The 22,502-nt window shown below is 69.5% G+C and carries 27 protein-coding genes and 1 riboswitch; of the genes, 9 read left to right on the top strand and 18 right to left on the bottom strand.

Annotated features, from left to right (window positions below; translation table 11 throughout):
- Position 1: 1 nt before the first annotated feature.
- The 5 genes from ACFFIA_RS31975 to ACFFIA_RS31955 form a co-directional block, all read right to left on the bottom strand.
- Positions 2 to 1,021 (bottom strand): LacI family DNA-binding transcriptional regulator, encoded by a 1,020-nt coding sequence (locus ACFFIA_RS31975; protein ID WP_377258033.1) that lies wholly within the window; start codon positions 1,019 to 1,021, stop codon positions 2 to 4.
- Positions 1,022 to 1,084: 63 nt separating this feature from the next.
- Complete coding sequence (locus tag ACFFIA_RS31970; RefSeq protein WP_377258030.1) at positions 1,085 to 2,047, bottom strand: carbohydrate ABC transporter permease; 963 nt, start codon at positions 2,045 to 2,047, stop codon at positions 1,085 to 1,087.
- 1 nt (position 2,048) lies between these two features.
- Complete coding sequence (locus tag ACFFIA_RS31965; RefSeq protein ID WP_377258027.1) at positions 2,049 to 3,101, bottom strand: carbohydrate ABC transporter permease; 1,053 nt, start codon at positions 3,099 to 3,101, stop codon at positions 2,049 to 2,051.
- 65 nt (positions 3,102 to 3,166) lie between these two features.
- Positions 3,167 to 4,510, bottom strand: a complete 1,344-nt coding sequence (locus ACFFIA_RS31960; RefSeq protein WP_377258024.1) for an ABC transporter substrate-binding protein — start codon at positions 4,508 to 4,510, stop codon at positions 3,167 to 3,169.
- 124 nt (positions 4,511 to 4,634) lie between these two features.
- Complete coding sequence (locus ACFFIA_RS31955; RefSeq protein ID WP_377258021.1) at positions 4,635 to 5,354, bottom strand: HD domain-containing protein; 720 nt, start codon at positions 5,352 to 5,354, stop codon at positions 4,635 to 4,637.
- Positions 5,355 to 5,469: 115 nt separating this feature from the next.
- On the opposite strand from ACFFIA_RS31955, the gene ACFFIA_RS31950 reads away from it, so the two are divergent.
- Entirely contained in the window at positions 5,470 to 6,249 is a 780-nt protein-coding gene (locus ACFFIA_RS31950; protein WP_377258018.1) for a peptidoglycan DD-metalloendopeptidase family protein, read from the top strand.
- Here the strand turns inward: ACFFIA_RS31950 and ACFFIA_RS31945 are convergent.
- From ACFFIA_RS31945 to ACFFIA_RS31920, 6 genes are all read right to left on the bottom strand, one after another.
- A complete protein-coding gene (locus ACFFIA_RS31945) occupies positions 6,224 to 7,165 on the bottom strand; it encodes an MHYT domain-containing protein (RefSeq protein WP_377258015.1) in 942 nt (313 codons plus the stop codon). The genes ACFFIA_RS31950 and ACFFIA_RS31945 overlap by 26 nt on opposite strands.
- 130 nt (positions 7,166 to 7,295) lie before the next feature.
- Complete coding sequence (locus tag ACFFIA_RS31940; protein ID WP_173041606.1) at positions 7,296 to 7,439, bottom strand: GPGG-motif small membrane protein; 144 nt, start codon at positions 7,437 to 7,439, stop codon at positions 7,296 to 7,298.
- Between the two features lie 41 nt (positions 7,440 to 7,480).
- Positions 7,481 to 8,215 carry a metallophosphoesterase family protein gene (locus ACFFIA_RS31935; protein ID WP_377258012.1) on the bottom strand — a complete coding sequence of 245 codons (735 nt, stop codon included), beginning with the start codon at positions 8,213 to 8,215 and terminating at the stop codon, positions 7,481 to 7,483.
- A complete protein-coding gene (locus ACFFIA_RS31930; RefSeq protein ID WP_377258009.1) occupies positions 8,212 to 8,457 on the bottom strand; it encodes a BON domain-containing protein in 246 nt (81 codons plus the stop codon). The genes ACFFIA_RS31935 and ACFFIA_RS31930 overlap by 4 nt, the downstream gene beginning before the upstream one ends.
- Positions 8,454 to 9,002: a nucleotidyltransferase gene (locus tag ACFFIA_RS31925; RefSeq protein ID WP_377258006.1), complete on the bottom strand. Its 549-nt coding sequence runs from the start codon at positions 9,000 to 9,002 to the stop codon at positions 8,454 to 8,456. Before ACFFIA_RS31925 ends, ACFFIA_RS31930 begins: the two co-directional genes overlap by 4 nt.
- 258 nt (positions 9,003 to 9,260) lie before the next feature.
- Positions 9,261 to 10,073 (bottom strand): SigB/SigF/SigG family RNA polymerase sigma factor, encoded by an 813-nt coding sequence (locus ACFFIA_RS31920; protein WP_377258003.1) that lies wholly within the window; start codon positions 10,071 to 10,073, stop codon positions 9,261 to 9,263.
- A 197-nt stretch (positions 10,074 to 10,270) separates the two neighbouring features.
- Between ACFFIA_RS31920 and ACFFIA_RS31915 the strand changes: the two genes are divergently transcribed.
- Positions 10,271 to 10,900, top strand: coding sequence for a dTMP kinase (locus tag ACFFIA_RS31915; RefSeq protein ID WP_377258000.1), 630 nt, complete (start codon positions 10,271 to 10,273; stop codon positions 10,898 to 10,900).
- Here the strand turns inward: ACFFIA_RS31915 and ACFFIA_RS31910 are convergent.
- Positions 10,885 to 11,565, bottom strand: a complete 681-nt coding sequence (locus tag ACFFIA_RS31910) for an SDR family NAD(P)-dependent oxidoreductase (protein WP_377257997.1) — start codon at positions 11,563 to 11,565, stop codon at positions 10,885 to 10,887. The two genes, ACFFIA_RS31915 and ACFFIA_RS31910, sit on opposite strands and share 16 nt — an antisense overlap.
- 170 nt (positions 11,566 to 11,735) lie before the next feature.
- Here ACFFIA_RS31910 and ACFFIA_RS31905 point away from each other — a divergent pair, with 170 nt between their 5' ends.
- From ACFFIA_RS31905 to ACFFIA_RS31895, 3 genes are all read left to right on the top strand, one after another.
- On the top strand, positions 11,736 to 12,650 hold the full coding sequence (locus ACFFIA_RS31905) for a MurR/RpiR family transcriptional regulator (RefSeq protein WP_377257994.1): 915 nt from the start codon (positions 11,736 to 11,738) through the stop codon (positions 12,648 to 12,650).
- 82 nt (positions 12,651 to 12,732) lie between these two features.
- Complete coding sequence (murQ, locus tag ACFFIA_RS31900) at positions 12,733 to 13,674, top strand: N-acetylmuramic acid 6-phosphate etherase (protein ID WP_377257991.1); 942 nt, start codon at positions 12,733 to 12,735, stop codon at positions 13,672 to 13,674.
- Between the two features lie 426 nt (positions 13,675 to 14,100).
- The gene (locus tag ACFFIA_RS31895) at positions 14,101 to 15,102 is read left to right on the top strand and encodes a sigma-70 family RNA polymerase sigma factor (protein WP_377257988.1); all 1,002 of its coding nucleotides are present in this window, start codon (positions 14,101 to 14,103) and stop codon (positions 15,100 to 15,102) included.
- A 179-nt stretch (positions 15,103 to 15,281) separates the two neighbouring features.
- Here ACFFIA_RS31895 and ACFFIA_RS31890 read toward each other — a convergent pair whose 3' ends face one another.
- Together ACFFIA_RS31890 and ACFFIA_RS31885 are read right to left on the bottom strand one after the other, a co-directional pair.
- Entirely contained in the window at positions 15,282 to 16,214 is a 933-nt protein-coding gene (locus ACFFIA_RS31890) for a DNA-3-methyladenine glycosylase family protein (RefSeq protein WP_377257986.1), read from the bottom strand.
- A gap of 157 nt (positions 16,215 to 16,371) precedes the next feature.
- On the bottom strand, positions 16,372 to 17,331 hold the full coding sequence (locus tag ACFFIA_RS31885) for a C40 family peptidase (protein ID WP_377257983.1): 960 nt from the start codon (positions 17,329 to 17,331) through the stop codon (positions 16,372 to 16,374).
- Positions 17,332 to 17,339: 8 nt separating this feature from the next.
- Positions 17,340 to 17,489: riboswitch (cyclic di-AMP (ydaO/yuaA leader) on the bottom strand.
- Between the two features lie 439 nt (positions 17,490 to 17,928).
- Between ACFFIA_RS31885 and ACFFIA_RS31880 the strand changes: the two genes are divergently transcribed.
- The gene (locus ACFFIA_RS31880) at positions 17,929 to 18,531 is read left to right on the top strand and encodes a DUF6232 family protein (protein WP_377257980.1); all 603 of its coding nucleotides are present in this window, start codon (positions 17,929 to 17,931) and stop codon (positions 18,529 to 18,531) included.
- A gap of 103 nt (positions 18,532 to 18,634) precedes the next feature.
- Here ACFFIA_RS31880 and ACFFIA_RS31875 read toward each other — a convergent pair whose 3' ends face one another.
- Together ACFFIA_RS31875 and ACFFIA_RS31870 are read right to left on the bottom strand one after the other, a co-directional pair.
- On the bottom strand, positions 18,635 to 19,483 hold the full coding sequence (locus ACFFIA_RS31875) for a helix-turn-helix domain-containing protein (RefSeq protein WP_377257977.1): 849 nt from the start codon (positions 19,481 to 19,483) through the stop codon (positions 18,635 to 18,637).
- A gap of 25 nt (positions 19,484 to 19,508) precedes the next feature.
- A complete protein-coding gene (locus tag ACFFIA_RS31870; protein ID WP_377257974.1) occupies positions 19,509 to 20,381 on the bottom strand; it encodes a helix-turn-helix domain-containing protein in 873 nt (290 codons plus the stop codon).
- 290 nt (positions 20,382 to 20,671) lie between these two features.
- On the opposite strand from ACFFIA_RS31870, the gene ACFFIA_RS31865 reads away from it, so the two are divergent.
- Together ACFFIA_RS31865 and ACFFIA_RS31860 are read left to right on the top strand one after the other, a co-directional pair.
- Positions 20,672 to 20,872 (top strand): DUF397 domain-containing protein, encoded by a 201-nt coding sequence (locus tag ACFFIA_RS31865; RefSeq protein WP_377257972.1) that lies wholly within the window; start codon positions 20,672 to 20,674, stop codon positions 20,870 to 20,872.
- 256 nt (positions 20,873 to 21,128) lie between these two features.
- Entirely contained in the window at positions 21,129 to 21,326 is a 198-nt protein-coding gene (locus ACFFIA_RS31860; RefSeq protein WP_377257969.1) for a DUF397 domain-containing protein, read from the top strand.
- Here the strand turns inward: ACFFIA_RS31860 and ACFFIA_RS31855 are convergent.
- Together ACFFIA_RS31855 and ACFFIA_RS31850 are read right to left on the bottom strand one after the other, a co-directional pair.
- Positions 21,316 to 21,627, bottom strand: coding sequence for a DUF3817 domain-containing protein (locus ACFFIA_RS31855; RefSeq protein WP_377257966.1), 312 nt, complete (start codon positions 21,625 to 21,627; stop codon positions 21,316 to 21,318). The two genes, ACFFIA_RS31860 and ACFFIA_RS31855, sit on opposite strands and share 11 nt — an antisense overlap.
- A 15-nt stretch (positions 21,628 to 21,642) precedes the next feature.
- The gene (locus ACFFIA_RS31850; protein ID WP_377257963.1) at positions 21,643 to 22,062 is read right to left on the bottom strand and encodes a hypothetical protein; all 420 of its coding nucleotides are present in this window, start codon (positions 22,060 to 22,062) and stop codon (positions 21,643 to 21,645) included.
- 57 nt (positions 22,063 to 22,119) lie between these two features.
- Between ACFFIA_RS31850 and ACFFIA_RS31845 the strand changes: the two genes are divergently transcribed.
- A complete protein-coding gene (locus ACFFIA_RS31845; protein ID WP_377257960.1) occupies positions 22,120 to 22,359 on the top strand; it encodes a DUF6158 family protein in 240 nt (79 codons plus the stop codon).
- Positions 22,360 to 22,502 lie beyond the last annotated feature (143 nt).

The following is a 22,502-nucleotide window of genomic DNA, read 5'->3' as shown; positions in this document are numbered from 1 at the left end:
CTTAGTTTGCCCGAGGAGGTGCGGTCGATTCGCGAATGATGAGGCGAGTTGGCAGGATCACGGTTTCCTCCCCTGGGTAGGCGCCGCCGGTGAGCGGGCCAAGTAGGACGTTGGCCGCCAAGCGGCCCTGATCGGCCGCGGGCTGGGCCACGGTTGTGAGCCCGACCACGCCGGCCAGGTCGTGGTCGTCGATTCCGATCACGCTGATGTCGGTGGGGACCTTGAGCCCCGCCTGCCGAAGCGCGGCCATGGCGCCCATCGCGATCTCGTCGCAGGCGGCGAAGATCGCGGTCGGCGGGGCGCCGCGCCGCAGCAGCTCGGCCACCGCCCGCTCGCCGCCCGCCACGGTGAACTCCTCCTCCACGTCGAGCGCGGGGTCGGGCGCGATGCCGGCGGCGCCGAGCGCCTCCCGGTAACCGCCGCGGCGGTCGATGTGAGTGGTGAAGGCAAGCTCGTCGGCGGGATCGCCGGAGATGTGCGCGATCCGGCGGTGCCCCAACTCAATCAGGTGGGTCGTCGCCATACGCGCGGCGGCCACGTCGTCGATCCGGATGCTGGGCCAGCCGGGTACGCCGGTGCCGGAGCTGACCGTGACCCCGGGCAGCTCGAGGCTGGTGACCGCATCGAGGTCGACGCCCTGCAACGGCGTGGCGACCAGCATCACCGCGTCGACCCGCTTGTGCAGGGCGGCCGTGTGCAGCAGCCGTTGGCGTTCGCTCTCGCTGCCGCCGAGGTTGTGCAGCAGCAGGTCGTATCCGGCCTGGTGGAGTGCGTCCTCCGCGGCCTCCACCACGGTCGCGAAGAACCATCGGGTGATCCGCGGTACGACCACCGCCACCGACCCGGTCTTGCCACCGGCGAGACGCGAGGCGCTGGGCGAGGCCGCGTAGCCCAACTGGGCGGCGGCGGCGAGAACGCGGTCACGAGTGGCCTGGGAGACGGTGGGCAGGCCGCGAAGTGCCCGGGAAACGGTGGCCGTCGACACGCCGGCCAGCCGCGCGACATCATCGATCTTCGTCACGCGCCCTCCTCGTGGGTGATCGCGGCAGGTGGGCGGCGTGGGCCACCCACCCGCGTACGACGGTCAGCCCTTCACACTGCCGGTGAGGAGACCCCGGACGAAGTAGCGCTGGAGGGACAGGAAGACGAGCAGCGGGATGACGATCGACACGAACGCGCCGGACGTCAACCGTTGCCATTCGTTGCCGCGCGTGCCGGCCAACTCGGCCAGCCGCACCGTCAACGGTGCCGTTTCGTCGCCGCCGCCCGCGAAGATGAGCGCCACGAGCAGGTCGTTCCAGACCCACAGGAACTGGAAGATGGTCAGCGACGCGAGCGCCGGTGTGATCAGCGGCAGCACGATCGTGCGGAAGATCCTGGAGTGGCTCGCCCCGTCGACCCGGGCCGCCTCCATCAGCTCGCTGGGCAGCTGCGACACGAAGTTGTGCAGCAGGAATACGGCGAACGGAAGGGCGAAGCAGGTGTGCGCGAACCACACCTGGATGAACTTCTGCTCGTCGTCGAGCTGCCACGGCGGCATGATGGTGAAGCCGCCCAGCGAGACGCCGCGGGAGAAGAAGCTCAGCAGCGGCACCAGCGCCATCTGGAGCGGCACGATCTGCAACGCGAAGATGCCGATGTAGAGCCATTCGCGCCCGCGAAACTGGATCCACGAAAGCGCGTACGCGGCCATCGCGGCGAACGCGACCGGGAAGAGCACCGACGGGATCGTGATGACCAGCGAGTTGACGAAGTAGTTGGCCAACTGGCCCGAGGAGGACGACTGTCCGAAGAGGACTTCGTTGTAGTTTTCCAGCGTCAGTTGCGGGTCGCTGAAGAACGTCCACCAGCCCGTGGTCTTGATCGCGTCCTCGGGGCGCAGCGACGAGATGAACAGGCCGAAGGTCGGCACGGTCCACAGCACCGCGATGAGGATCGAGACGACCGTGGCGATGCGCGTGTTGAGCCTCCTGCGCACGCGGCCGGCGATGGTATTGGGCAACGGGTCCGCGGTGGCGGGGGGCGCGACGGGGGTCGTGGTTGCCATGTCAGCCCTCCCGCTGCCGGCGCAGGTTGCGGATCTGGAAGATCACGATCGGGATCACCAGGATGAAGAGGAACACCGCCAGCGCCGAGCCCTGCCCGGTCTCCTGATAGCGGAACGCCTGGTTGTACATCTCGAGGGCGATCACGTTGGTGTCGTAGTTGCCGTTGGTCATCGTGCGGACGATGTCGAAGATCTTCATCGTGGCGACGGTGATGGCGACGATCACGACGATCAGGGCGGGCCGGATGCTCGGCAGCGTGATCCGCCAGAACATCTGCCACGCGGTCACGCCGTCCAGGCGGGCCGCCTCGACGATGTCACCGGGGATGGCCTTGATCGCGGCGGAGAGGATCACCATCGCGAAGCCGGCCTGGATCCAGACCATCACCACGATCAGCAGCAGCGTGTTGAGGGGCGAGTCGAGCAGCCACTGCTTGGGCGTGCCGCCGAACCACACCACGATCTGGTTGAGCAGACCGATCTGGTCCTGCTCCTCGCCGCGGTACGCGTACACGAACCGCCAGATGATGCTCGCGCCGACGAACGAGATGGCCATCGGCAGGAAGATCAGCGACTTGGCGACCGCCTCCAGGCGAGCGCGGTCGACGAGTACGGCGTAGATGAGACCGACCGAGGTCGCCACCAGCGGCACGAGGACGACCCAGAGGAGGCTGTTCCACAGCACGTTGACGATGTCGTCGTTGCTGAACAGCCAGCCGTAGTTTTCCAGGCCCACCCACTCCGAGCTGTTGCCGTTCTTGAGCGACAGCAGAGTGGTCCGGACCAGCGGTACGACCAGCCCGATCGCCAGCAGCACGAGAGCTGGGAGGAGGAAGAGGATCGCGTACCCGAACTCGCGCGGCTTGTGCAGGCGGCCCGGAGGTGGCGCGGGCACGTCGCCGGCGGCCACCGCCAGGAGCTGTTGCTCGCGGCGGCGGGTGAAGTAGGTGGGTACGACGTCCAGGAGCAGCAACAGCCCACCAACGACCACCGCGAACGCGACGAGGCCGTACACCAGCATGGTGAGCTTTGGGGAAATGTCCGCGAAGTCCATCCGCCCTCCCGAGGGGATCGGCCGGCCCGACCCCGAGGGATGGGGTCGAGCCGGCCGCCTATGCGTTACTTCCAGGAGCTCTCGACGCCGGAGAGCGTGCTGGCGGTGTCCTTGCCGTTGATCCAGTCGACCATGGCCTTCCACAGCGTGCCCGCGCCGACGGCCGACGGCATCAGGTCGGAGCCGTCGAAGCGGAGCACCTTGCTCTGGTCCTGGAGGATCTGGACCGACAGCTTGTCGATCGGGTTGGTGAAGTTGTTGATGTCCGCACCCCGGTTACCCGAGACCCAGTTGCCGAGCTTGGCCCGGGAGTTGGCGTACTCGGGCGTGGCCAGGTAGTTCTGCACCGCCTGGACCTCGGGACGGTCGGCGAACGCGACGGTGAACTCACCGGCCGCGAGCACCGGCTCGCCCTTGCTGGGATCGACAGCCGGGAAGTAGAAGGCGAACACGTCGCCGTCCTCGGCCACCTTCGTGCCCTGCGGCCACTGGTTGGCGTAGAAGGACGCCTGGCGGTGCAGGTAGCACTTGTTCTCCAAGATCGGCAGGCCCGCCTCCTGGAAGGAGGTGGTGGAGATGCTCTTCACGGGGCCGAACCCGGCGTTGACGTACTTCTCGTTCTTCAGGATCGTGCCGGCCCGGTCGAGCGCGGCGGCGACCTTCGGGTCGTTGAACGGGATCTGGTGGGTCACCCACTGGTCGTAGACCTCGGGCGACTGGTCGCGGAGCATGATGTCCTCGAGCCAGTCGGTGGCCGGCCAGCCGGTGGCCTCGCCGGACTCGATGCCCGCGCACCACGGCTTTTCGCCGTCCGCCGCGATCTTGTCGCTCAGCGCGATGAGGTCATCCCACGTCTTCGGGATGGTGTAGCCCTTCTCCTGGAACGTCTTCGGCGAGTACCACACGAAGGACTTCACGTTGGAGCCGAGCGGCGCGCCGTAGAACGTGCCGTTGACAGTGCTGTACTTCAGCCAGTCGGCCGGGTAGTTGGCCTCCGCCGTGGACTTGGCGTCGGCCGGCGCGGCCTTCAGCTTGCCTGCGTTGGCGAACGTCGCCAGCAGACCGGGCTGGGGGATGAAGGCGATGTCGGGGGCGTTGCCACCTTCGACGCGCACCTGCAACTGCGCCTCGAACTCGCCGCTGCCCTCGTAGTCGATTTCGATGCCGGTGCAGTCGGCGAACTGCTCCCAGGACTGCTCCAGCAGGTCAGCCTCCGCGTCCCGGATGGACGCGTAGATGGTGACCTTCTTGCCGTCGTTACCGCTGTACTTTTCGAAGGCGGCGCACTCCGCCGAGCTTCCGTTGCCACTTCCACTGTCGTCGCCGTCCCCGCACGCGGTGGCGCTGAGCGCCAACCCGGCCACGGTGGCGATCACGATGGCTTGGCGTCGTCCTGGAAAGACCGCCATGCCGTCCTCCTTCCTCGCCGGCACGGTGCATTGACCCGCGTGCCGGTCCCGACTTGGGGCGTCTACACATGTAAGCGCTTGCACGATCCATCGTCCAGGCTTTGAAGCGAGGAAGCCGTAACGATTAGGAAACGTCGGGAGCGCTTCCAGGGGCGTCCAAGATCGCCGCAAAACGGCTCTCGGCGAGGTCCAGTTGGTCCATGATGTGGGCCTTCGCCGGGCCGGAGAGCGGCGTGTCCGGACGCACCATCAGCTCCCGGAAGACCGGCACGAGCGGCCGGTACTTGATGGCTGAGCTGCGCACCTTCGGCCCCGTGGTGTGGATGACGCCGACCCCGTTGTCGGTGAAGTCGGAAACCTTGATCACGCGGGCCCACGGGTCGCGGTCGAGGCTCTCCGCGACGTGCGCCCGGTACTGCTCGTCGCGGTCGCGCTCGGGGTCGTATGCCGGGTTGGTCACCGAGCGCACGAGGTCGGCGACCCGCGGGTTGAACCGCCGCGCCAGCTCGGCCAGCGCCGCCTCGGTGCCGCCGCCCAACTCGCCGGGGTGGTCTTCGACCGCGTCGTGGAGCAGTGCCGCCACGACCACGTCGACGTCGTCGACGCCGTAGTGCGACATGATCCGGATGGCGACCCGCAGCAGGTGGTTGAGGTAGGGCTCGCGGACCCGGCGATCGTCGCGGTGCAGGTGTGCGGCCAGGTCGAGCGCCTCGGTCAGCCGCTCCTGGTCGGCCGCGCCGAAGCGGGCCACCTCCAGTGCGAACCGCTGGCGCAGCCCTTCTTCCCCGTAGACCTCGGTGATGGCGTGCAGCGGCATGGTCGCGAGGTACGTCGGGGACGCCATGGGCACCAGGTATACCGGATCACGCCAATTTCCGTCGGCCCGTCTTCCCCTCTCTGAAGGTTTCTGTCAGACTGCCGCCCAAAGTGGAAGGATTTCGTCACTGGGGAGGTTCTGGATGATCCGCCGCGTACTCCGGCTCATGGCGGTGACCGCCATCGCGGCCGCCGTGGTCCTGGTCGGGCCCGGCCCGGCGCAGGCCGCACCGACCTTCAAGGTCCCGTTCCCGTGTGGACAGTCATGGTCCGGGCAGACCCGCCCCGCCCACAGCCCGGCGAACGCGATCGACTTCAACCGCACCGACGACCTCGGCGACCCGGTGGTGGCGAGCGCGCCCGGCACCGTCGACCGGGTCACCGACCTCGGCAACACCAGCTACGGCAAGTACGTCCGGATCAACCACGGCAGCGGCTACACGACGTACTACGCGCACCTCAACGGCTTCAACGTCTCGGTGGGGCAGACGGTGGGCTACGGCACGGTCATCGGCTGGGTCGGCACCACGGGCGGCTCGACCGGGCCGCACCTGCACTACGAGCAGCGGCTGAACGGCGCCGACATCCAGATCCGCTTCAACGGCGCGCTCGCCCTGTACTGGGGCACGAAGACGTACACGAGCGACAACGCCTGCTCCGGCGGCAACACCGGCGCAGGCACCGTCAACACCGCCGGCTCGCCGCTGACCGTCCGATCCGGACCGGGTACGGGCTACAGCTCGGTCGGCACGGTTGCCGATGGTGCCGGGGTCACCATCTACTGCCAGACCACCGGCACCACGGTCACCGGTACGTACGGCACCAGCAACATCTGGGACCGGATCGGCACCGGGCGGTTCGTCTCCGACGCGTACGTCTACACCGGGTACGACGGCTTCATCCCGGGCGTCCCGCGCTGCTGACCCCGCCGGGGCGCCCGGTCCGGTGTGGACGCCGGGCGCCCCGGGCGGTGTCTTCGAGCGCCGCCCGCGGTGCCTCGATCGCCCGGACCGCCCGCGCCGGGCGCTGCCCGGGCCTCCCGCCTGGCGATGCCGGGTCGGCCGGTGGCCACACCACTCGCGCCGCCGGCCAGCGTTCGTCGGCGAACTCCTCCTCGGTCATCGCCTGGAGCGCGCTGAACGCCACACCGATCAGCGTGACCGCGGCGAGCACGGTGATCGGCACGATCAGCAGCGACGGGCTGAGCCCTTCGACCCGGTTGTCGCCGGGCGCCCACAGCCGTACGCGTATGGCGGCCATGCCGGTGTAGTGCATGCCGCACAGGCCGAGCCCGAGGAGGAACGCGGCCGCGACGACCGCGCGCCAGCCGCGTACCACCACGGTGAGCCAGAGCGCGGCGATGGCGGTCGCGACGGCGATCAGCGCGGAGGCGGCGACGAGCGCGGGTTCGTACTCGATCCAACCGGCCACGCGGACCGCGGCCATCGCCGTGTGGTGCATCGCCACGGCGCCGGCGCCGATGAGCAGCCCGCCGATGGCGACGCGGCCGAGGGTCGGGTCGCCCCGCCCGACGACGAAGAGCGCGGCACCGGTGGTAACGACCGCGATGACGAGGCTGGCGACCGTGAGTACCGGGCTGTACCGGACCGGGCTGTCCGGCACGTCGAAGCCGAACATCGCGGTGAAGTGCATGAGCCAGACCGCGGCGCCACCGATCGTGATGGCGGCCAGGACCAGCCACCGGTTGCGCCGCCTGGGATGGCGAGCGGCCCGCGCCCGGGTCGTGCAGACCAAGCCGAGCAGCGAGCCGACGAAGGCGATCAGGTAGGCGACGACGGGGTTCATCGCGCCGTACGTCAGGTGATGGATCTCAGCCACACCAGAGATTGAGGCACGCGGCGCGGTGGCCGGCCGGACACGGTGTGCGCCGCACCTTACACAGATCTGGACGGCTCGCGGCTGTTGGGGGAGCCGCGAACCGTCCAGATCGGCCTGTGTACGGAGGGGGTTAGGTGAAGATGCTGACGCCGCCCGGGCCAACGAGCAGCCCGACGATGATGAGGACGATGCCCCACAGGACCTGCCGGCGGAAGAGCGCCAGGACGCCGGCGACCACGAGTACAACCGCGAGGATCCACAGAAGAAATTCCATGTGTTGTAGGTACCCCTGGTGGTCTGCGCAGAAACCCGTTCTCAGCCCAGTCGGAAGACGCTGTAAGCCTGCTTGATGACGGGATGCGCCACGTTCCGCACCCGTACGCCGCCCGGCGTCGCGCCCCGCTCGGTGCCAGCGTGCGCGTGCCCGTGCACGGCCAGCGCGGTGGGCGCCGAGTCGATGGCCTGACCGAGCAGGTACGAGCCGAGGAACGGGTAGATCTCCGGCGGCTCACCGGCGAGCGTGTCCGGCACCGGCGCGTAGTGGGTCAGCGCGATCCGTACGTCACAGTCGAGGTCGCGCAGCGCCTGCCCCAGCCGGTCCGACACGGCGCTGGTGGTGCGTACGAACGCCTTCATCTCCGGCTCGCCGAACTCGCTGGCGCACCGCCCCGCGAAGCCACCGCCGAAGCCCTTCGCGCCGGCGATACCGACGCGGCAGGCGGGGGTCTCCACGACCGTGCTGCCGCCCTCCAGGACGGTAATGCCGCCCTCGTCGGTCAGCACGTCCACGACCGTCTCCACCTGGTCGCAGTGGTAGTCGTGGTTGCCCAGCACCGCGATCACCGGTACGTCGAGGTGGCCGAACTCCTGGGCCACGCAACGCGCCTCGGCCTCGGTGCCGTGCCGGGTCAGGTCGCCGGCCAGCAGCAGCAGATCGGCCTGTTCGGACAGTTGCTCCAGCGCCGGGCGGAAGCGGCCGAGTACGTCCTGGTCCATGTGGACGTCGCCGACCGCCGCTATCCGGATCGGTGGGTCGTACGCCTCTTTCACGGAAGGACCTCCGGCTCGCTTGGTGGGTTCGTGCGCGTGATGCCGATGTCGACCCAGAGCGGTATGTCCGGGAAGTGCTCCTCGACCAGCCGCACGATCTCGTCCCGGCGGGCGGTGCTCTCCACCTCTCCGCGGAGGAGCATCGTGCGTTCCCGGCGGGCCACTGTGATGCCCTGCTCGGCGAGGTCCGAGTGTTCGGTGAGGAGCCGCTGTACGGCCGCCTCCACGTACTCGTCGATCATGGGACCACCTCCAGGCGTTCGAGCAGCAGGAGGAACGCCTCGGCGTACGGCGACTGCGCGGTCTCCTTGCGGACGCGGTCCCAGTCGATCTGCTCGCGCAGCGACCGGGCGAGCGGCAGCCCTCGAGTGAAGTCGCAGTAGTGCTCGGTGAAGCTCAGCAGCTTGTGAATCATCAGTTGCGTGGCGGTCAGGCACGGCATGACGATCGCGTCGACGACCCGGGGGACGGTGTCGGCCAGCGTCTCCTCGGTAACGGGCGTGTCCAGCGGATGGTGGATCAGATCCACCATCCGGCCGTCGTCGTCGTAGACCTTGACCAACCAGTCCTCGGGCGGCCGCTCGGCCCGGAAGCCGGTCGCCACCAACGCCTCCAGCGCGCGCTCGACGTCCTCCTCCCGGATCAGGAAGTCGACGTCGTGGTCGCCGGAGTGGCCGCCGTGCGCGTACACGGCGAAGCTTCCGCCGAGTGCGAACGGGATCTCGGCCTGCTTCAAGGTGGCGGCAACTCGCTTGAGTGTGTTGAGCAGTCCCTCGTCAACGCTCATGAAGGCTCCTCAGCTCGGTCGCTCGGGGGGAGGAAGTACAGATACCCGGGCGGCACTCGGTTGACACGCCACCAGCGGGGTACGCGCGCACGGACGGACCGGTGTGACCCGTGCCCCTCCTCGGGGTCGAAACCCCCTGACGGGCACACCGGACCGTCCGTGCGCATTTGGATCGCTCGCACGGCGAACCGCCGCCGAGCGCCTGGTGCAGACGGCGAACCGCCGTCGCGGCTGGTGTGTGGCGAACGCCCGCGTGACCTAGGCGGAGTCCTCGCCGAGGTGGCCGCGGAGCTTGGCCAGCGCCCGGGCGAGCAGCCGGGACACGTGCATCTGCGAGACGCCGATCTGGTCGGCGATCTGCGACTGGGTCATGTTGCCGTAGAAGCGGAGGGTGAGGATCTTCTGCTCGCGCTGGTCCAGGGCGGCGAGGGCGGGGCCGAGGGCGACCCGCAGCTCGGCGAGCTCGAACTCGCTGTCCTCGCTGCCGAGCATGTCGCCCAGTTCGGTGGCGCGGTCGCCGTCGCTGGTCGGCATGGAGAGCGACACCGCGTTGTACGCCCGGGCGCCTTCCAGCCCTTCCAGGACCTCTTCCTCGCTGATCCCGATGTGCGCGGCGATGTCGGCGACGGTCGGCGAGCGGCCGAGCGTCTGGAGCAGCGTGCTCGTCGCCTCGGAGATGCTGAGCCGCAGCTCCTGGAGGCGGCGGGGAACGCGGATGTCCCACGTGCGGTCACGGAAGTGACGCTTGATCTCACCGATGATGGTGGGGATCGCGTACGCGGCGAACTCGACGCCGCGCGCGGGGTCGAACTTGTCGACCGCCTTGATCAGCCCGACGGTGGCCGTCTGCACCAGATCCTCGATCGGCTCACCACGTCCGGCGAAGCGGTTGGCGAGGTGCTGCGCCAGCGGCAGCCACGACTCGATCACCTGGTCGCGCACCCTGGCCCGGGACGGGTGGTGCGTCGGCAGCGAGGCCATCGTGGTAAGCATGTCGGCGGCGCTATCAGTGACCTGGCGCTCGTCCAGGAGGGCGTTGCTCTTCGGCTGGTGCACGTGTGTCGCGGTCATGGTGATCCTCCCTGCACCTGTGTCCGGACTCGTGTTCGTACTTCTTGTGCTCGTGCGCTGCCCGATCATCCTGGCGGGGCTAACCGATCAGCTATCTCACCTTAGACCAAATGGCTCCGAGAAATCTAGCCGAAAGTACGAGGTGGCGCTGCTCAGGTAGCCTGGATCGCCGTGATCTATCCAGAGTTCGGCTTGCTGTGACGAGGCGGCCACGGGTTGTCGCCCTTGTGGGCGTGGACGGCTCCGGCAAGACCACCCAGGCCCACCGGCTGGCCGCGGCGCTGACCGAGGTCGGGCTACCCGCCACCTACTGGCAGAACGCCGGTGGCCGCCGCTGGTTCGGCCGGCTCGCCAAGCGCCTGGGCCGCGGCAGTGACGCCCAGCGCCTGCTCGGCCGTGCCGGACTCCTGCTGGTCGAGTCGATCCTGCGCTGGCTCGCCATCGCCCGCGCGCTGCTCCGGTCCCGCCTGCGCGGCCGGGTGGCGGTCATGGATCGGTACGCCGTCTGCCAGTACGCGAGCATCCGCGCGCACGAGGGCAGCCGGGTGGCGGAGTGGTTCGCGCGGGCGGCGTACGCGCTCTTTCCCCGGCCGGACATGACCTTCTTCCTGGCCCTGGACGCGGCCGAGGCGGTGCGCCGGATCGACCTGCGTGGGGAGGACCACGAGAGCGAGGAGTTTCTGGCAACCTCGGACGTGGCATATCGCTCTTTGCCAGAATTCAAGTCGTTTGTCGTAATTGATGCCAGTGGTACGCCCGACGAGGTGACCGCCCGGATCAACGAGCACCTCGAGATGCTCGCGGGTCCGACCTACGCCCGCCCGTAGACCGGGATGGCCGCGCCGCTCATCGGCGCCGACTCCTCGCCGGCCAGGAAGCGGATCACCGGGGCGATCTCCTCGGGCCGTACCCATCGGGAGGTGTCGGCGTCCGGTTGGGCGGCCCGATTGGTGGGGGTGTCGATGACGCTCGGCAGCACGGTGTTGCACCGCACGCTCCTGGACTTGTACTCCACCGCCACCGCGTTGGCGAATGCCAGCACCGCGGCCTTCGCCGTGACGTAGCCGATCGCGCCGGGGAAGGGGGCGAGCGCCGCGCGCGAGGAGACGCAGACCACCGAGCCGCCGCCGGTCTCGACGAGGTGGGGCAGGGCGGCCTGGGTCACGAGGTAGGTCGGGCGCAGGTTGAGCGTCAACATGCCCTCGAAGTCGTCGATCGGCGTCTCGTGCACGAGCCCGCCCGAGGCGTAGCCGCCGACCAGGTTGACCACCGCCCGCAGCGGCGCCGCCGGATCGCTCGTGGCGGCGGCCACGGCCGCCGCCACCGCCGCCGGATCGGTGAGGTCCGCGGTCAGGTAGACAGCGCCGTCGTCGGCGGGCGGATCTTCACGCACGGGTACGACGGTGCGCCAGCCCGCGGCGCGGAAGGCGGCCGTGACGGCGCCGCCAAGCCCTCCAGTGCCGCCCGTGATGAGCGCGGTGCGATCAAACATGGCCCAAACCGTATCCTCACCGTCCCGCCACGTCGGGATGAACCGAACGGCGTGGAGAATGGCACGCTTGGCCAGCAAAAGCCGAGGCTGAGGCCGAGGTGTACGGCGTACCGTCGCAGATACCGAGGTCACGGTTGACGGTCCGACCTCTCTGAAAGTAAGTTTCATCCGTGGCGAAGACGACGAAGGTTTCTGCGACTAACGAGGCGAGCGGGCTGATCGTGCACATCAGCGGCCTGCTGCCGTCGCTGTCGCCCGCGGAGCAGCGCGTGGCGCGACTCGTCGTGGCCGACCCGGCCGACGCCGCCCGGCGCACCATCACCGACCTCGCCACAGCCGCGGAGACATCCGAGGCGACAGTGATCCGCTTCTGCCGTTCGGTCGGCATGGAGGGCTACCCGCAGCTGCGCATCCGGCTCGCCGCCGAGGCCGCGCGCCGGGTCGAGCCGCCGGACGCGCGGGTCGTCGGTGGCGACATCCCGCCCGGTGCCGACCTGGCCCAGATCATCGCGACGATCGCGTTCAACGACGCGCGAGCCGTGGAGGAGACCGCCGAGCAGCTCGACCCGGCCGTCTGCGAGCAGGTGGTCGACGCCATCAACGGCGCCGGCCGCGTGGACATCTACGGTGCCGCCGCGAGTGGTTTCGTCGCGTCCGACTTCCAGCAGAAGCTGCACCGCATCGGGCGCACCGCGTTCGCCTGGCCGGACGTGCACCTCGCGCTCACCTCGGCGGCGCTGCTCGGCAAGGGCGACGTGGCGATCGGCATCTCCCACTCCGGCACGACGTCCGATGTGGTCGAGGTGTTGCAGCAGGCGCGGGCGCGGGGCGCCACGACAGTCGGACTCACCAACTTCCCCAGATCCCCGATCACCGAGGTGGCCGACTTCGTGCTCACCACGGCGGCGCGCGAGACGACGTACCGGTCCGGCGCGATGGCCAGCCGCCTGGCCCAGCTGACCGTCGTCGACTGCCTGTTCGTGGGCGTGGCGGCCCGCAACCGGAGCAAGGCCCGCCGCGCGCTCGAGGTCACCGCCGAGGCCGTGCAGACCCACCGCGTGGGCACCACGCGGCGGTCGCGGTGACCACCGCCGGCTGCGTGTCGATCCGGGATCTCGCGGGCCTGTCCCGCCACCGGGTCTCCGATCGAGGGCGCAGGGGGGCGCGATGACGGCGGAGGCGGACGGGCGCGCGGTGGTCCGGGTCGGGTCACCGACCGAGCGGCGTAACCCCGCCAGCGCCGACCTCGACCTCATGTCCACTCGCGACGTGCTGCGGGTCATCAACGACGCCGACCGCACCGTGCCGACCGCGGTGGCGGCGGTGCTCGACGAGATCGCCTCGGCCGTCGACCTGGCGGTCACCGCGATCCGCTCCGGCTGCCGGGTGCACTACTTCGGCGCCGGCACCTCAGGACGCCTCGGCGTGCTCGACGTCGCCGAGCTGCCGCCCACCTTCAACTCGCCGGAAGACTGGTTCTGCGCCCACATCGCCGGCGGCCCCGAGGCGGTCTTCCGGCCGGTCGAGGATGCCGAGGACGACGAAGAGGGCGGCGCCCGCGAGGCGACCGAGTGCGTACGCGCCGGCGACCTCGTGGTGGGGCTCGCGGCGAGCGGGCGCACCCCGTACGTGCTGGGCGCCCTGAGCGCTTCCGGGGCGGCGGGCGCGGGCACGGTACTCGTCGCGGCCGACCCGGACGCCGCGGCGGCCACCGGCGTCGACGTCTTCATCGGCCTGGACACCGGCCCGGAGGTGGTGACCGGCTCGACCCGGATGAAGGCGGCGACCGCACAGAAGCTGGTGCTGAACGCCTTCTCCACGGCGGTGATGGTGCGGCTCGGCCGGGTCTACTCCAACCTGATGATCGACATGGTCGCCACCAACGCGAAGCTGCGCGGCCGCATGATCTCCATCCTGGAGGAGGCGACCGGGTACGCCGAGGAGGTCTGCCGCCGCGCGCTCGCCGAGGCGGAGGGCGACCTCAAGGTGGCCCTTGTGGCGCTCGTCTCCGGGGCGGGCGTGGCCGAGGCCCAGGGCGCGCTGGTGCGCTCCGCCGGCCAGGTGCGTGGCGCGCTCGCCGCTCTCGCCGAAGGCCCGAGCTACCCCTGAAAGTGCCCGCGCGGGGGTCACCCGACGTGATCGCGGCCACGCCCGGGATGGATCCGCGGCGGCCCCGAGTTAGGTGTCATGTGACCCGGGTAATCCTCGATCAGACGGTGAACCACCTACGGCGTACGTGCGTACTGTGAAGTGACGAGGATCGCAGAGAGGTAGTGACCCGGATCGCTGTGTGCCACGGAGCCTGGATGGTGTCATTATTCGGGCGAAGTGCGCGCAGCGGCCGCCCAATCCGCCACCGGGTCTGCTCCCAAACGCCCTGATGAGGGCAGTGCACAGCAAGTATGCACCGCACTCTCAGCTAAGACTCAGGCATTCGTGACACTTTCGACTCAGCAGATGGAATCCCTTACGCGTCTCATCTGTTGTGTAGGTGTCAGCACCGCGGGGGATAGCGGAGATTACGGGGGAGGGCTGATGAACGTGGGGACCGCACGCAAGAGAGCAACAGGGGCGAGCGAGGGGATCGTGAGCAACGTGGAAAGCAATGTGGTGATGCGCACCGACGAGGTCGCCGAAGAGCGCGACCTGGTTGGTGTCTACCTACACGAGATCTCCCGGACGCCACTGCTCGACGCCGCTACCGAGGTCGACCTCTCGAAGGCCATCGAGGCCGGGCTGTACGCCGAGCACCTGCTCGACGAGGGGCAGATCCCGAAGGGCGTCGGGCAGGAGGAGCTGGAGCGCATCGTCTTCGAGGGCGAGCGCGCGAAGGATCTCTTCATACGGGCCAACCTTCGGCTGGTCGTGTCGATCGCCCGCCGCTACGTGCGGTCGGGGATGCCGATGCTCGACCTGATCCAGGAGGGCAACACCGGCCTGGTGCGCGCCGTGGAGAAGTTCGACTACGAGCGCGGTTTCAAGTTTTCGACCTATGCGACGTGGTGGATCCGCCAGGCGATCAGCCGGGCGATCGCCCAGCAGGAGCGCACCGTGCGGCTGCCGGTGCACCTGGTCGAAGACGTCAACCGGATGCGTAATGTGGCTCGCCAGCTGACCCGCGAGCTCGGCTCCGACCCGGAGCCGGAGCAGATCGCGGTGGCGCTGGGCGTGCCGGTCGAGCGGGTGCACGAGCTGGTGCGCTGGTCGCAGGACACCGTGTCGCTGGACACGCCGGTCGGCGACGACGGCGACACCAACCTCGGCGACCTGGTGGCCGACAGCGACGCGCCGTCGCCGGAGGAGGTCGTGCTGACCGCCCTTGAGCGCCAGCGCATCGAGGGTCTGCTCAACCACCTCGACGACCGGTCGGCCGGCATCATGCGGGCACGCTACGGCCTGGAGGACGGGCGCGAGCACTCGCTCACCGAGGTCGCCTCGCGCTTCTCCCTCTCCCGTGAGCGGATCCGCCAGCTGGAGATCCAGGCACTGGGCCGGCTCCGCGAGCTGGCTCGGGCCGAGGGCCTACAGGCCGCCTGACACCACCCCCATCAGCCCACCGAGCGGTCGGCGTCCACATCGGACGCCGGCCGCTCGTCTGTCCCGAGGGCCCGCGCCCGGGCAGCCTCTTCGGCGCGGGGCGCGGGTCTCGCGGCTGCCGGTGACCAGCGGCCGAAGGGACCGCCGGTCAACCGGTGAACTCCGGTGGGCACTAGGCCCTAGGCCGGAACGGCGACGGCGGTGTCTTGCGGGAGCCAGGAGGCGGCGGTGCGGGCGTAGTAGGCCCACCAGCCGACCAACGGCCCGTAGGCCGCGCGCAGCTCGGCCGGGCTGGGCGGGGGATCGCCGTAGAGCCGGCGGGCCGCGTCTTCGAACTGGGCCATCTCCAGCGGGACGTCGTCGGGACGGCCGAGCACTCGCAGGAGCAGGGCGTGCGCGGTGAAGGTGCCGATGCCCGGAACGGCGAGCAGTGCCTTGCGCACCTCGTCGTAGGGGCCCGTGCGCAGCCACTCCTCATCGAGCGCGGCCACGCCGTCGACCACCTCGCGGACGCGGGCGGCGCGGAGCCGGCTGCCCGCGAACCGGATCAGGTCGCGGTCGTCCAGCGCGGAGACGGTGGCGAGCGAAGGGAAGGCGACGTGCTCCACGCCGTCGAGCCGGAGCCGTGGCCCCAGCTCGGCGGCGACGCGGCGCTTGCGGGCCGCCGCGTACCACTGCGTGCTGCGCTGGATCAGTGCGAAGTAGACGGTGCCCTCGGCGAGCGAGCCGAAACGCACCTGGTGCAGCCCGTGTGCGGCGCGCAGCAGCGTGGCCATGGCCGGGTCGCGCTCGGCCACGTCGAGGAAGCCAGTGAGGTCGTCGTCGAGGCCGAGCCACCGCCCGACGGCCTGGTGCACCGCCGCTCGCTCCCCGGGTGACAGGTGGCGCTCGGCGTGGAGCGTGACTGCGGGGCCGGAGCCCGGGGCGCCGGGGCCCACCTCGGCGACCACGGCGTCGGCGCCGAGCAGGAACGCCTTGCGCACGCGGCCGCCGGCGATCACGTGGCCGCCGGCGGTGGGCGCGAAGCCGGCGAGGGCGCGCAGGGACAGGTCGAACGAATACGGCTCGGCGGCCAGGCTCACGGCCGTGCTCGCATCGGTGCGCTCAGTCATGCCCCGACGGTGCGCCCGCGGTACGACACTTCCCGCCGGCCCGGTACCTCGCCGATCAGGGATTCATGCGTCGACCAAGGGCAGGAGACCGGCGTGTCCGCGAGCGAACCGCGATCCCCTGTCCCTGATCGGCGCAGTTGAAGATTTTTCGGGCGGGTCAGCGGACCCGGCCGTAGCCGTACGGGTTCATCATGTCGACCGACGCCAGCTTGACGCTCTCGCCGAACGTCGGCGCGTGGATGACCTTGCCGCTGCCCACGTAGATGGCGACATGGCCGAGGTCGCGGTAGAAGACGAGGTCGCCCGGCTGGAGCGAACCACGGCCGATGTGCGCCACCGCGTCCCATTGCATCGCGGCGTTGTGCGGCAGTTGCTTGCCGGCCGCCCGCCACGCGGCGAGCGTGAGCCCGGAGCAGTCGTACCCGTTCGGGCCGTCGGCCGCCCACACGTAGGGCTTGCCGATCGCGTCGTACGCGAACCGCACCGCCACGCCGGCCTTGCCGGAGACGGAGGGGACGGTGCCGGTGTACTTGCCGCCGCTCGGTGAGGTGGCCGCGCCGTACGCCCGCTCCCGCATCTCGTACAGCTTCTTGAGATCCGCCTCGATCTTCTTCTTGCCGGCCGCGAGCTCTTTGAGCTGGGCGGTCTGCTTGGCCTGCGTGGCGTCGAGCTTCGCCTTCTCCTCGGTGTACCGCCGCTCGGCGGCCGTGAAGCCGGCCAACTGGCGCTGGCGGTCGCGGGCGAGCTGGTCGAGCATGCCGAGCCGGTCGGCGAGGGGGCCGCTCCCGTCGAGCAGCGCGCTCGCGGCGCCCACCTGCCCGGTGCGGTACGCCACCGCCGCCATCGCGCCCACCTCGGCGTCAGCCTGGGCGAGCTGCGCCTCGAGCGGGCCCATCTTGGCGGCCAGCTCGGCCGAGGCGGCCTTGGTCTGCTTGAGCTGCTCGTTGAGCTTGTTGTACGCCTCGACGACCTTCTCCAGCTCGGTCGACGCCTTGTTGATCTGGTCCGTCAGCTCGCTGGGTGACGGCTCGGCCTGGGCCGCCGCGGCCGGTACGGTCAGCCCGAACCCGAGGGCGACCAGTACGAGGGCGCGCAACAGCTTCCGCGCGGAAGACAAACGGTGACCTTCTTCCCCAACGCCGCCTACCGGGTTAGCTGACGGGTTCGGGCGGGAAGATCGCCCTACCGCGGCTCGCGGATTCACCCCAGTGCAGAAGGTGGGTCCCCGATTCGCAGACGGAGCGTGACCGTCGTGCGATTCGGCGGCACCGGACCGGCGCCACCCGGGGGAGTGACTGACGACCGGACCAGCGGCTCCAACCTAGCGCCGGGGCCGGTTGGGCGAAAGTGGCCTGAGGGTGACTTGTGACTGACGCCCGCCAATAAGCGAAATGTCGAGGTCACTCATAGTGATTAGTTCGTGGATCCGAGTGACGTCGCCGTAAGGGTGATGGGTGATTTGTCGCTCTACGCGTTGGGTGGGCGACGGTGCCGGTAAATCGGACATGGGGGGCGGAAAGTGGCGCCGTACCGCTAGGAGACCGCTTCCAATCTGCCAGGTGGCTGATTGCGCCCCTTCCCTCGACTAGATGGCATCTCGCACAATGGCAACAGGGCCCTTGGGTCGCGCAAGCGGCAACGCAGTTTGAAGGCGGCACAGAGCTCTGATGCGGCACTGGAGCGCGAAAGACGATCGGCACCTGGCTGCCACCAGGTGCCGATCTCAAAGACCACCACACCAGCCCGCCTCACGAGCCGTAGGAGGCATGCAGTGCAGACTACTCGCTACCCCGCGCGGTCACCAGCACCACAGCCTGTAACACCAGTAGACGTAACAACCCCGAAATCAGTCGGCCCGCTCTACCAGCGGCCGGGCATCGTGGTGACGCGCGACTGGTTCATCGTCGGTGGTCGGCGTTTTCCGGTCGGCGAGTTGCACCACCTGCACACGGCACGGGGCCCGCACCATCAGCTCACCGTTCGGTCGGTGACGGTGACCGCGATCGTGCTGGCCGCCATCGGGGTCGCGCTCGGCGTGACCACCGATTTCAACGATCTGAGCGCCCAGGCATATCTGGCGCTCACGGCGGTGGCGTTCATCCCATTCCTCGTGGCGACGATCGGCCACCGCCTGCGGCCCAGGGCCTTCGAGCTGTGGGGCGAGTTCCGCGGCATGACGGTGCTGCTCTTCAGCAGCGACGAGGAGCGGCAGTACGGTCAGGTGACCCGGGCACTGCTCCGGGCACAGGAGGCCTACCGGCTCGGCGGCCTGGCCGAGCCCCTGGTGACGGTAAACATGTGGCGCATGCGTCCATAGGAGAGACTTCGCCCGAAGTTCGGCAGCCGCCCGGCAAGGCGGCAGCAGTGACCGGATGAAGGGCGCAGGTGGGGCCGGGGGGCCACACCGATCGTGGGCGGGCTCACTCGAGCCCGCCCACGATCCGTTTGATCATCTCCTGGGTCTCGGCCGGGCTGAGCGCCATCTCGCGCAGCCGCTCAAACTCGTGCCGGAACGGCCGCACCAGGTCGGGCTGGTCGACCACGTCGTCGGCGAGGCCGTTCTCCACGTACATCACGACGTCGGACGGGTCGGGAAACTCGAGGATCGCGAACGGGTTGGGGAATCCGTCGACGCCGGCGGCGAAGGGCAGCACCTGGATGGTGATGTTGGGCTGGGCGCCCAGCGACACGAGCCGCTCCAACTGCTCGCGCTTGGTGCGCGGGTCGTTGGCGATGCGCCGGACCACCGCCTCGTCGATCACCGCGGTGATGTGGGGCGGGTCGGCCTTGTCGAGCACCTCGCGCTGGCGGGCGAGCCGCACCTCCACCTGGCTCTGCTCGTCGCCACCGGGCTGGTCGCGGCGGACCGCCTTCGCCGCGTACGCCTCGGTCTGGAAGAGCGCCGGGAGCTTGGTGGGCGTGTAGCAGAGCACCGACGAGGTCTCCGCCTCCAGCCCGATGTACGCCGTGTACGGCGCGGGGAGCGCCCCCGCGTACGTCGACCACCAGCGGCGCGCCCGCGAGGACCGGGCCAGCCCGACCAGCTCGTCGATCCGCTCCCGGTCGCTCACCCCGTACAGCTTCAGGAGGGCGCGCGCGTCGATGGGGGAGACGCCGACCGCGCCGGACTCGATCCGGATCACCTTGGAGAGGGACCAGTCCATCTCCTGGGAGACCTGCTCCTGGGTGAGGCCCGCCGCCTCCCGCGCCGCGCGTAACGCGGACCGGAGCCGTCGCCGACCGACGGTGGGTCCATATGTCGCAGTCATGCCGCCGCTCCTGCGTTTCCGCCGCTCAGCCGAGCTGGCCAGCCACCTTGGTGATCTTTGCGAGGGACTCCTCGGGCTCCAGGGACATCTCCCGGAGGCGGTCGAACGTCTGCTGGTATGCGGCCACGTCGGCGGGGCGGTCGAGCACATCCTGGGCGAGAACGCCCTCGAGGTAGACGACATCGGTGTCGTCTTCGTCAGGGAAGCCCAGGATCACGAACGGCCCCTGCGGGGCGTAGTCGCCAGCCGTGAAGGGCAGCACTCGCATGGTCACCCTGGGCAGCCGCCCGACGTCAGCGAGGTGGAGCAGCTGCTCGCGCAGGCGCTCCGGGCCGCCGGTCTGGCGGTGCAGGGCGGCCTCGTCGAGCACGACGTCGATGTCGGGCCGGTCGGGGCGGTCGAGCACCTCCTTCTGCCGCCGCATGCGAATCGCATGCCGCACCTCGATCTGCTCCGCGTCCATCATGTCGCCGACGGTGGTGGAGGCAGCGGTGACGGCGGCTCGTGCGTACGCCTCGGTCTGCAAGAGCCCGGGGATGCCCGAGGGCTGGAAGAACGAGAGGGCCGAAGCTTCGATCTCCAGGCCGATGTAGGAGGCGTACGCGCTGGGGAGCGTGTCTTTGTACTGCGACCACCAGGTGCGGCGCCGGGAGACCCGGGCCAGCTCCACCAGCTCGTTGATCTGCTGCTGGTCGGTCATCCGGTAGTGGCCGAGCAGTGCCTTGACGTCGTTGGTCGAGATCGAGACCGAACCGGCCTCGATCCGGATGAGCTTGGAGAGCGACCAGTCCATGGCCGCCGCCACCTGCTCCTGGGTCAGGCCCGCCGCATCCCGCGCCCGGCGCAAAGCGGACCGCAGTCGGCGCCGGCCGACCGTAGGCCCATGCACCGTCGTCATCGGCGACCCTCCCCGGCTGCGCGACGCGTCACGCGCCAGAGATCGCTCCGTGCAGAATGCCACCTGGCTAGACGCGACCTGCCATTTAGCTAGTCTTGTGAAGGCTACACCTGCCTTGCTAGCTTTTTCCAGCGCCGGTTTGCGTCGGCCAAAGCATCCGTCAAAGGTGCGGTTCCGACTCGACCGTAAGTGTGGCGGTTTGGACACATGAGTCCGGTCTTCATGCGCTACAGTGTGGCGTCACGGCGCTTGGCCGCGACATTGCTGCGGCTGCTTAAGAGGAGCACCGGATGGCTCAGACAGATTCCGTCGCCGACGTGTGGCGGAAGAGCGCTCGCTGCGAAGCGCACAACTGTGTCGAGGTGGCTAAGCGCCCCGACGAGATCGCAATTCGCAACAGCGCGGTCCCGGACACCCAGCTGGCCTTCGCCCGCCCCGCCTGGGCGGCGTTCATCAGCGGCGTCCGTGCAGGTCAGTTCGACCTTCGATAGGGCCGGTTCCCCGGGTCCGCACCCGGGGAGCTCTCCCCGCGCCACCAGACAAAGGGCATCCCCCAATGGGTGCCCTCTTTTGCTGTTCATGGATCGGTGACAGCCTGTGGCACATTGGTAGCGGTCAGGAGGGCATTCATTCATGCACCACCTCCTTTCTGTGGATGCCCCGACATGAAACATTTGATACCAGCGCGAGTGCGGGGCGGTGCCGTCATGGCCGGCGCGCACCAGTCCGCGGAGGGGGCAGGTTGCCGTGGCGGATCCGAAAAACTGGCGTAAGAGCGGGCAGTGCGAATCGCACAACTGCGTCGAGGTGGCGGTCGGCGCGAAAGGCGTCTCGATCCGCGACTCCACCGCACCGGACGGCCCGTTCCTCGAAGTCTCCGCGACAGCGTGGAAGGCGTTCTGCGCGGGCCTGCGGGCAGGCGAATTCGGCGAGGTCAGCCGCTGACCGTGGCCGGCTCCCGCACCCAGCGGGTCACGATCCGCTCGGCGTAGAAGGACACGAAGGGGATCGTGCCCGCGAGCATCACCAGCAGCATGCGGCGCAGCCCCCACCGGGTGCGGCGGGCCAGGTCGAAGACGGCGATCAGGTAGACCATGTAGAGGAAGCCGTGCGCGGGTCCCACGGTCTCCACGACTATCGGCTCGTCCCAGGCGTACTTGAGCGGCATGCCGATCACCACGAGCAGGATCAGGATCACGCCGACGACGTACGCGATCGCACGGTAGCGCAGCAGGGCTCCCCCCACGGTTTACTCCTCCACTCAACCCGGGTAGTCGGCGGGCCGGGCGCCCGGGTGCTCGTTGAGCCAGGCCAGGTAGTGGTTGTACGCCGCGAGCTCGGGGTCGCCACTGTCGTCGTACCCGACGGGCTGCCGCGCGGTGCGGACGGGACGGCGGAAGGCCGTGGTGGGCGTGGTCTGCTCCCCGGCCGGGGCGGGCGAGACCGGCACCTCCGCGACCGGCACCTCGGGCTCGCCCCGGAGGGTCAGGCGCACCTCGCGCAACCAGATGAACACCACGAACGCCGCGAACACCGGCCACTCGAACGCGTATGCCCAACTGAGCGTGTTGCCCCCGGCGGCCCGGCTGATCTGCCACCAGCCGAGCCCGAGGAATCCGCCCACGAGAACGACCGCGAGCGCGTGACGCGCGATCCACGCGGGCGTCCACAGCCGTCTCATACGCCCGAGAGTACCGGCGGAGGTTTGGCGGGGTCCGGTCTGGGCAACGGTGGGTACATGAGCGGACCAGCGCAGTACGCGGAAGCCGATCTCTACACCGGGGTCGACGCTGCCGACCTCACCGACGACGATCTCATCCGGGAGATGGCCAGCCTGCACCGGACCCGGCTGGACACGCTGCGGCACGGCTCGGACGCCGCGCTGGCCAACCACCTGCGGCGCACGGCCGAGCTGGAGACCGAGTACCTCACCCGCTACCCCGGGCGTGAGGTGGATCCCAGCCGCCTGCGGGACTGAGTGTGGCGCGGGCCACTTCCGGGCCCGGAACACCGACCGGGGGTGTGCCGTTGAGATGACTGTCGGTGTGTCCAGTGTCCCCGGGCCTCACCTAAATTGCCTTCGCGGAATACCGTCCGGCTGGAGCCGCGTCGTGCCACTCG

Source organism: Phytohabitans kaempferiae, from assembly GCF_042433955.1.
Taxonomy (GTDB): Bacteria; Actinomycetota; Actinomycetes; order Mycobacteriales; family Micromonosporaceae; genus Phytohabitans; species Phytohabitans kaempferiae.
This window is presented reverse-complemented; position numbering and strand designations above follow the sequence as displayed.

What these genes read in the sequence shown, in the direction of transcription:
- ACFFIA_RS31970 (WP_377258030.1), bottom strand. Translation starts at nt 2,047, where the DNA reads ATGGCAACCACGACCCCCGTCGCGCCCCCCGCCACCGCGGACCCGTTG.
- ACFFIA_RS31965 (WP_377258027.1), bottom strand. Translation starts at nt 3,101, where the DNA reads ATGGACTTCGCGGACATTTCCCCAAAGCTCACCATGCTGGTGTACGGC.
- ACFFIA_RS31960 (WP_377258024.1), bottom strand. Translation starts at nt 4,510, where the DNA reads ATGGCGGTCTTTCCAGGACGACGCCAAGCCATCGTGATCGCCACCGTG.
- ACFFIA_RS31955 (WP_377258021.1), bottom strand. Translation starts at nt 5,354, where the DNA reads ATGGCGTCCCCGACGTACCTCGCGACCATGCCGCTGCACGCCATCACC.
- ACFFIA_RS31950 (WP_377258018.1), top strand. Translation starts at nt 5,470, where the DNA reads ATGATCCGCCGCGTACTCCGGCTCATGGCGGTGACCGCCATCGCGGCC.
- ACFFIA_RS31940 (WP_173041606.1), bottom strand. Translation starts at nt 7,439, where the DNA reads ATGGAATTTCTTCTGTGGATCCTCGCGGTTGTACTCGTGGTCGCCGGC.
- ACFFIA_RS31930 (WP_377258009.1), bottom strand. Translation starts at nt 8,457, where the DNA reads ATGATCGACGAGTACGTGGAGGCGGCCGTACAGCGGCTCCTCACCGAA.
- ACFFIA_RS31925 (WP_377258006.1), bottom strand. Translation starts at nt 9,002, where the DNA reads ATGAGCGTTGACGAGGGACTGCTCAACACACTCAAGCGAGTTGCCGCC.
- ACFFIA_RS31920 (WP_377258003.1), bottom strand. Translation starts at nt 10,073, where the DNA reads ATGACCGCGACACACGTGCACCAGCCGAAGAGCAACGCCCTCCTGGAC.
- ACFFIA_RS31910 (WP_377257997.1), bottom strand. Translation starts at nt 11,565, where the DNA reads ATGTTTGATCGCACCGCGCTCATCACGGGCGGCACTGGAGGGCTTGGC.
- murQ (WP_377257991.1), top strand. Translation starts at nt 12,733, where the DNA reads ATGACGGCGGAGGCGGACGGGCGCGCGGTGGTCCGGGTCGGGTCACCG.
- ACFFIA_RS31895 (WP_377257988.1), top strand. Translation starts at nt 14,101, where the DNA reads ATGAACGTGGGGACCGCACGCAAGAGAGCAACAGGGGCGAGCGAGGGG.
- ACFFIA_RS31890 (WP_377257986.1), bottom strand. Translation starts at nt 16,214, where the DNA reads ATGACTGAGCGCACCGATGCGAGCACGGCCGTGAGCCTGGCCGCCGAG.
- ACFFIA_RS31875 (WP_377257977.1), bottom strand. Translation starts at nt 19,483, where the DNA reads ATGACTGCGACATATGGACCCACCGTCGGTCGGCGACGGCTCCGGTCC.
- ACFFIA_RS31870 (WP_377257974.1), bottom strand. Translation starts at nt 20,381, where the DNA reads ATGACGACGGTGCATGGGCCTACGGTCGGCCGGCGCCGACTGCGGTCC.
- ACFFIA_RS31865 (WP_377257972.1), top strand. Translation starts at nt 20,672, where the DNA reads ATGGCTCAGACAGATTCCGTCGCCGACGTGTGGCGGAAGAGCGCTCGC.
- ACFFIA_RS31850 (WP_377257963.1), bottom strand. Translation starts at nt 22,062, where the DNA reads ATGAGACGGCTGTGGACGCCCGCGTGGATCGCGCGTCACGCGCTCGCG.
- ACFFIA_RS31845 (WP_377257960.1), top strand. Translation starts at nt 22,120, where the DNA reads ATGAGCGGACCAGCGCAGTACGCGGAAGCCGATCTCTACACCGGGGTC.